This is a genomic window from Vibrio sp., from assembly GCF_050299255.1.
GTDB lineage: Bacteria > Pseudomonadota > Gammaproteobacteria > Enterobacterales > Vibrionaceae > Vibrio.
This window is the reverse complement of record NZ_JBNKVP010000113.1, coordinates 1-7,380: the sequence shown is the minus strand read 5'-3', so window position 1 is coordinate 7,380 and position 7,380 is coordinate 1. Positions and strand designations below refer to the sequence as shown.

The 7,380-nt window shown below is 50.5% G+C and carries 6 protein-coding genes; 2 read left to right on the top strand and 4 right to left on the bottom strand.

Going from position 1 to position 7,380, the window contains the following annotated elements; genetic code table 11:
* The 3 genes from ACQY6F_RS17550 to ACQY6F_RS17540 form a co-directional block, all read right to left on the bottom strand.
* On the bottom strand, positions 1 to 1,909 hold a 1,909-nt coding region (locus tag ACQY6F_RS17550; RefSeq protein WP_428776289.1), incomplete at its 3' end, for a VolA/Pla-1 family phospholipase.
* 22 nt (positions 1,910 to 1,931) lie between these two features.
* Entirely contained in the window at positions 1,932 to 3,179 is a 1,248-nt protein-coding gene (locus ACQY6F_RS17545) for an outer membrane protein transport protein (RefSeq protein WP_428776287.1), read from the bottom strand.
* Between the two features lie 323 nt (positions 3,180 to 3,502).
* Positions 3,503 to 5,569: an alpha-amylase gene (locus tag ACQY6F_RS17540; protein ID WP_428776286.1), complete on the bottom strand. Its 2,067-nt coding sequence runs from the start codon at positions 5,567 to 5,569 to the stop codon at positions 3,503 to 3,505.
* A gap of 222 nt (positions 5,570 to 5,791) precedes the next feature.
* On the opposite strand from ACQY6F_RS17540, the gene ACQY6F_RS17535 reads away from it, so the two are divergent.
* Positions 5,792 to 6,388 carry a hypothetical protein gene (locus tag ACQY6F_RS17535; protein WP_428776284.1) on the top strand — a complete coding sequence of 199 codons (597 nt, stop codon included), beginning with the start codon at positions 5,792 to 5,794 and terminating at the stop codon, positions 6,386 to 6,388.
* Here ACQY6F_RS17535 and ACQY6F_RS17530 read toward each other — a convergent pair.
* Positions 6,354 to 6,758, bottom strand: coding sequence for an XRE family transcriptional regulator (locus ACQY6F_RS17530; RefSeq protein WP_428776282.1), 405 nt, complete (start codon positions 6,756 to 6,758; stop codon positions 6,354 to 6,356). The genes ACQY6F_RS17535 and ACQY6F_RS17530 overlap by 35 nt on opposite strands.
* A gap of 96 nt (positions 6,759 to 6,854) precedes the next feature.
* On the opposite strand from ACQY6F_RS17530, the gene ACQY6F_RS17525 reads away from it, so the two are divergent.
* Positions 6,855 to 7,380: aldo/keto reductase (locus ACQY6F_RS17525; protein WP_428776281.1), on the top strand; the 526-nt coding region annotated here is incomplete at its 3' end.

Below are 7,380 nucleotides of genomic sequence, written 5' to 3'. Positions count from 1 at the left end.
CATCGGCGAATGACTTGTATTCAACTGAAGCGGCTAGCGCCAGGTTGTGTTTTAGTAGCGGACCAAACTCATCTGAACCAAACAGCAGGTTGGCAATCTGACCGCCAGAGTTATGAATCGCTGCAGCGCTAAAGCGGTATAGAGCATCTGCCTGGGCATCACCTAATGTCTTGTTACCAGCCGCAACCGCAGTAGTTGCAACAATACCGCCCATGGAATGGCCCAGCAGTTTAACTTTTGACGTTGAAGGATTAAACAAAGCCAGTGGTGTACCGGCCAGGCGTCCAGCTGCCGCGTTGGCAGTTAAACTGGCGCGCAGCCCCAGCACATCCAGTGCACTTTGGCGTACATTGTCTCTTCCCACTGTCAGGTTGGTAAGGTTCAGGTAGGCCTGAACATCGGTATTCGCTGAACGCTGGTCATCCAGGCTACGGGTACCGTGCATTGGCAAATCGATGGCGATAACCGCCAGCCCGGTCTGGGCCAGATTAAAGGCAAATGAGTAGGCATTTTCCTTCGCCGAGGTAATACCGTGCTGGTAGATCACCACATCGGATGGAGTGCCACCAGCTGGGGTAAACAGCAGGAATTCTACTGGTTGCAGGGACTTAACCTGTGGCACTGGTGCGTAGCGGGTGATGATCCGCTCAGAATCCAACTGGCTGCCGTCGGCCTTGGTTAATGTCAGCCCCACCAGTTTTAACTGCTCTTCTTTGCTGGTTGCTAGCTGCGTTGGGTCTATCTCGGCTGCCATCAATTGGGCGGCGATAACAGGTTGCTCGGTAGCATCCTCCATTACTTCGCTTATTTTCGCCAGGCTCGGCATTGCCGACTGCATAGGTTGCTGATTCCAGTTAGGGCCGGTTTCCAGGTAATAAGGCAGGGCGATTTGACCTTGGGTTACACTTACATCGGCACCAGCACTAGCATACAGTGCCTTGATGCCTGCCTTTTTATCTGCGGTATCATCTTCACCGATATATTTATCAAAATCAGTGTCGGCATCCAGCGCGGTAATAAAGGATTCTGTCGCCCCAAATGCTATACCGTAGGCTGTCGATAAGTCTACGTTATTAGGGTTGGCAACTCCTTTCCAAATATCGCCGAGATCACCTTTACCTTCGGAGACTAGGCTCAAACCAGTCGCAGTCGCGCCTTTCACCGCTTGTAAGGTATTACCCACTGATTGAGTGGTAAACCAGGTCGAATAGATAATATTGTCGGAGTTAACGCCTTGTGAGGCGAAGAGGCCTTCCACACCCTGCGTCACTTTTTGCGCTGTAGCCAGTGGTTCGGTGGTGTAGAACTTTGATTTCGATTTCAGTGCGGCATAGCTTTGCGATGTGCCTACCGGATCGCCATTGGCATCAACCACTTCATCGGTAATGGCCAGGATATATTCGCTGCTGGCGTTTAGCTCGCGGTTATTTAACATCACAATATTGATGTTATCGGTATTGGCATCGGCCATGGCGATGTAATCGGCATTCTGTGTCAGGACAGTCTTAACGTGTGGGTCGCCAGTCATACTATCGGTCAATTCAATCAGGTAAACGCCGCTCGGTACCAAGCCGCTGGCAAGACCTGCGCCCTGGAAGTTCATCACTAAAGGCATGCTGGTGGACCAGCCATCCATGGTGCCCATAGCCGCGACCGGATTGGTTAGAGCATCATCGCCCTTGGTCGGGATCTCCAGCGTGCCGTCACTGGTGTTCATCAACGCGAAAGAGGGCACTGGTACACTGGCGTCTTTGCCCTGCAGGGTAAATTTGATTCCGGTAGCACGGCTGAGTGCCTCTTTAATATGCGGTTCATACTGGGGCGGGTTGGTCTGGCTGCTGGTTTCATCACCACAGCCTGCCAGCAGCAGAGCGCTGGCCAACACAGAAAGTGATAGAGTCTGTTTAATTAACATAATGCGCTCCTATGCGTTAAAACTGGTAGTTCATTTGAACTGAACTGATGTAGGCCTCGCCGCTAGACCTAAATGTCAGCTCCTGGCCAAGCGCATCTTTTTCGGTGAAAGTGCTTGCTTTACTGTGTACCAGCGCGAAACCGGCATCGATGCTGAGGTTGTCGCTGTATAGGTAAGTTAAACCAGCGGAGTACCAGTAACGATCAGTGTCGGGAATACTCAGAGTGGCTTTACCGGCTTGCTCATCAAAAGCAAAACCAATGCGGCCAATCCAGTTTGGATTGAACTGGTAGGTACCGCCTACAGACACGCGATCGTTGTCCTGATAATGCTCCTCTTTATAGAAACATTGGCCAACGGTGCCGTTGGTATTGGTACAATCGGGAGAGGTCGCTTCCAGTTTGGTGAAGGTACTCCAGTCAGTGCGCTGATAGCTATAGTGCACGGCCAGATCATCAGTCAACTGGTGGAAACCAGACAGTTCCCAGATAGCCGGTAAACTGATATCAAGATTACCCGCTACGGTTTCCCTGCTGCCGATACCGGTGTCGTAACTTTTGAACTCGCCGTCTTTAAATTTCAGGTCAATTTTTGAGCGATAACCGAAACCAAAGCGGTGATCTGAGTTAATTTCGTACATGGCGCCCAGATTCCAGCCATAACCGAAGGTATCCCCTTCCAGACTGATCAATTTGTCCGAGGTATTGCCGCCTAAAACAGGTGCCAAGGCCCCTTTGTGGCGATTGAGTTTTGCCTGCGCGTAAACCAGATTAACTCCTGCGCCGAGGCTAAAGTGATCATTGATTTGATACGCCACTGAAGGGTTCAGATTGACCGACATGAGCGAGGTATCACCCGCCAGGTCGCCTGCCTGAATATCGTCGGGGTAATCGGTGGCAATCCCGTATGTAGTAAACAGACCCAGGCCCCATGCCCACTGTTCATTGATCGGTGCGATGTAGTATGCCGCAGGGACCACTTGCATCGGCGCGATATCGTTGGCTTGCTCCTGATTGGTTATATCGGTGATGTCGACTTCCGGGTCAATGACAGTCAAAGCGCCGGAAAACTCGGCCTGATCAAACAGTGTCATTGCGGCGGGATTGCGTGCCAGCACCGATGCGTTATCTGCAACGACGGCTTCGCCGGAAAAAGCACGACCAAGGCCTGAGGCGGAATGTTCAGCGACCTGGAAGCCCGCTGCATTTGCTTGCATGGCTGCCAGCATCCCTATGGAGAGCGTGGAATAACGTAACATTTTCATTGTGTGGGCCTCCAAGGACCGTAGTTTTTATAGTTAGGCTCAGCAAAAATGTTAATTTTATGTTATCCGGCTGTCAAAGGGATTGTTGTACTTTTTTGTATTGGCAAAAATACACAATTTATATTTATTTTTTAAATAACAAGTGGTTATGATTAAAATGTAATCAGTTGGATGGTTAGACCAGTTTCATTTTGGTGGGGTTGATCAAATTTTGGTGCAAAACTGCTGGCCTGGTACAAATAACCGCCGGCGAGATGGCAGTTTCATGCTCATGAGGCAAAAGAAGCCGCAATGTGCGGCTTCTATTATTTATTTAATAACAATCAGTTTTGGCGGCCAACATAGGCGACAACAACTTTATCGTCTCCTAATGTACGACTGAAGACATAAGCATTGTTCTGCTTGATTACCTCATGCTTACCACCGCCAATTGCAGGGTGGCGTTGTCTGAATTTGCCGACTGCCTGCCAGTGAGTCAAAAGCTGTTGTCTGGGTTCATCCAGTTTCCAGACCATGTCCGAGCGAGTGCCCTGATGGAAATCATCGGCATAAGGGCCAATACCGCGAGCGACTTCATCACCATAAAATACCTGGACACCGCCCGGGCTTAACAGCAGAGCATTGGCTGCGTTGCGCTGCATCTCTAGAGAGTTGAAACGACTGAAAAACAGCTCGGTATCGTGTGAGGACATGTAACTCACAGGAGTAAAGTCCGGCGTTTCCTGAATGCTACTGGCGTAGCTGTTGTATGTTTCTGCCATCTGACTGAAGCAAGCTGCGCCTTTGTCGAGCCGTTTTTGCAGATCAAAATTGATCAGAGAATCGAAACCGTCATCAGCGTAGCGGGAGCGATACGCGGAGTGCCCCCACACTTCACCCATCATCCAGAAAGGCAGGCCCGACTGATCATTTTCCTCCCGCCACTGCTCCAGGCTGGCAGTGGCGCTTTTTTTCAGCCGCTTCCAGACTTCACCTTCTACGTGTTTGACGGTATCGACGCGAAAACCATCGATACCGAAGCGCTTGACCCAATCACTCTGCCATTCGATCAGGTAATCGGATACTGTGTAGTTATCGCGCGCGACGACGCGAGTGCCCGGATTGTTGAGTAACCATTGCGGTGGGGTCACCGCGTCAGTCGATTCGGTTCTGAAATCGGGTAAGCCGGCCAGTGTCATGCGAATATCACCGGAACCGGGACTTGGATAGCCAGGCAAGCCAGCCCGTACCCAGTCGCCACCCCACCAGTCTGCCCAGCGTGGGCTGTCATAGTCTATAGACTGGTGGAAGCTATGCCAGTTCTGTCCTGCCGCTGGTGTCCAGTCTGACCACTTAGCTGGCAATTGGTTGGCATTGACAACCTCAATGCCATCCTGTTGTAAATCGGCCAGGGTGGCATAACCTGAGTGGTTGATTACCGCATCCAACAGGATTTTGATGCCGCGCTTATGGGCTTCGGTGACCAAGGTTTTCAAGTCGTCTTCGTTACCAAAGTTGGCGTCAATTTTGGTGAAATCCCGGGTCCAGTAGCCATGATACGAATAGAACGGGAAGCTGCCGCTTTCACCACCTCCGACAAAGCCATGAACCTGCTCGACGATCGGTGACAGCCAGATAGCGTCGGTGCCCAGGCTGGCGATGTAATCCAGTTTCTCAATCACACCTTTCAGATCGCCGCCATGAAAAGTGCCGACTTCGTCTTTGCCATCTTTATGCCGGCCATAACTTTGGTCATTGTTTGCATCGCCGTTGTGGAACCGATCCACCATCACAAAGTAGATGTTGGCATTCTTGTAGCTAAAGGGTTGCTTGGTTTGCTGAGCGACTGGCTCCAGCAGTACCAGACCACCACTGTCCGCTGCTGGCGTGATGGTCACTTTACCATTGTTAACGGTGACACTTTGGCCACTAAGTGCGTCTTTTAACTTGCTACCATCGGCAAAGTTGTCTGCCAGGTCCAGGGTGACAGCGCCGCCTTGGTACTGCTCGCACTGGACGTCCGGAATCGGGCGTTTAAAGACACTCTTGCTGCTTTTAGTGGTCACTCGGTTAACGGTCAGCGTTTGCTTAGTCTCATCGTAGGCAAAGCTGTAGTCGCCGCTGAACAGGATCTTCGCTTTATACTGGGTATCGCCACTACAGCTCAGTGCTAGTGGACGACGAAAACGAAACTTGCCATCAGATTCGCTACTGCAATCGCCTTCCAGGCCCGAGATGGTTAACGTGTACTGTTCTTTGTTCATCGGTACCGTCAGTTCACTGCCTGAACTGAGTGGGAAATCGCGGCTGGTGGTGTCGGTCGCAATGGTGATGGTGGGTGAAGCGTATGATACGGCGCTCAAAAGTGGCAGGGTTAATCCTATCGCCAGACTTAGCTTTGAGTGTTTCACGAGAAGATCCTTGTCATTATGATTATTAGCTTTATGCTAACGCGAGGTGGGGGCTGCTACATCATTCCCCCCATCTACGCCCTAAAATTTGCCAAATCTCACATTCAGTAGGGGCGGTAGTGAGCAGCATATTAGTGCAAAATGAGATCCTCAGCGGATCGTGTAATTTACGTTAATATTCGGCAAGTTAACGCCTGGTACAGGGTAGATAAGAGGTAGCGCGTGTACATCGCATTGAGCAAAACAATAACCTGCCCTTTAAGGTTGTTGCTGACGGTAAGTTTCGGGTTGATGCTGCATGGCCAGGCGGTCTCAGCAGAGCACTCAGTGAATCTGTTGCCGCTGTTAAAAGCCACTTCAGACTGGGAAAAATTTAACAGTGAACTGGAGTGGTTTGATTGCGGCGAGATAAGCGGACAGCTTTACTGTTCTGATTTGGTACGTTATTACCGTGCTCCCGTTTATCTGCAGGCAGCTAAAGTGGGTAAGCAAGTGGTTCGTCTCTCTTTGTCTACCGACTACTCAGTGCTGGCGTACGGTGATTTGCAGCTTAATTTGCGTCGGGACGGTTTCGAGCTGATTCGGGCCGAGAAGTTGGGGGCTCAATTTGATGTTAAAATGGCTTTATCGCGTTGGCCGGCTGCCGAGGCGGACAAACGTCTGATCCAGTTTCTCAACCAGGGCGACCGGCAACAAATGGTGACTCTGTACTGGCAAGCTGCCAATGCCTATCCACTTGCCTTTGCCACTCTAACCAGCGATGGAAAGCAGATCACAATAGTTCTTACTTCAACGGCTCCTCAGCCGGCTGGCGAGTAAGAAACGCATTCATCGCGGTCACATCCAGAAAACCATCGGCTTTTTTGTGTGTACGCAGATACTGGTAGCCAGCAATGATTTTTCGATGGGTCTGGAGGTTATCGGGCTGTTGTCCGGTCACCTGTTGATAAGCAACCTGATACGCTTCCATGTCGACCACTTCGGCCTGTCGGTACAGGTAACCGCAACCGGTGGCGAGCCATTCCAGTGAACAATTGGCGCGCATGGCAATCTGGTTGGCTTTGGTTAAGCTTGGTTCACTGCCTTTTAAGTATTTGCGGATCAATCCTTCCGACAGCTCCACCCGGCGGGCAAAACCACTGATGCTTTCTTGGCCGATTAATTGCTGTAAACGTGCGGCGAAACTCAAAACTCGTACTCCAGTTCGATTTTGTCGCCAGTATACGTTGAGGAATCGGATAAAGCAGCATACTTTAACGGCAACGTTTTAAAGGGAGAGCAATCAATGGTAAATAAAGTATCCATTGCACCTCAAGGTCCGGAGTTTTCTGAACTGGTCCAGGGGTATTGGCGCTTGGCCGATTGGGGCATGTCTGCGCAAGAGCGACTGAGTTTTTTAAAGCAACACGTAGAGCTGGGGATCACGACAGTTGACCATGCTGACATTTACGGTAATTACGAATGCGAACGTCTGTTTGGTGAAGCGCTGCGTCTGGATAGCAGCATGCGTGATCAGCTTGAAATCGTCTCCAAGTGTGATATCAAACTGTGCACCGATAAGTTTCCACAGCGCAAAGTTAATCACTATGACACCAGCGCGGCACACATCTATGAGTCAGTGAATAACTCTCTGGAACGTCTCGGAGTCGATTACCTGGATGTACTGTTAATCCACCGCCCGGATGTGTTAATGGATGCCGACGAAGTCGCTGAAGCATTTTCTGAACTGCACAAAGTGGGCAAAGTTAAACATTTTGGTGTTTCGAATTTTTCTCCGCGTCAGTTTGAGCTGTTACAGTCGCGTTTGTCCC

Coding starts and splice junctions, on each gene's coding strand:
- ACQY6F_RS17545 (WP_428776287.1), bottom strand. CDS start 3,179: ATGAAAATGTTACGTTATTCCACGCTCTCCATAGGGATGCTGGCAGCC.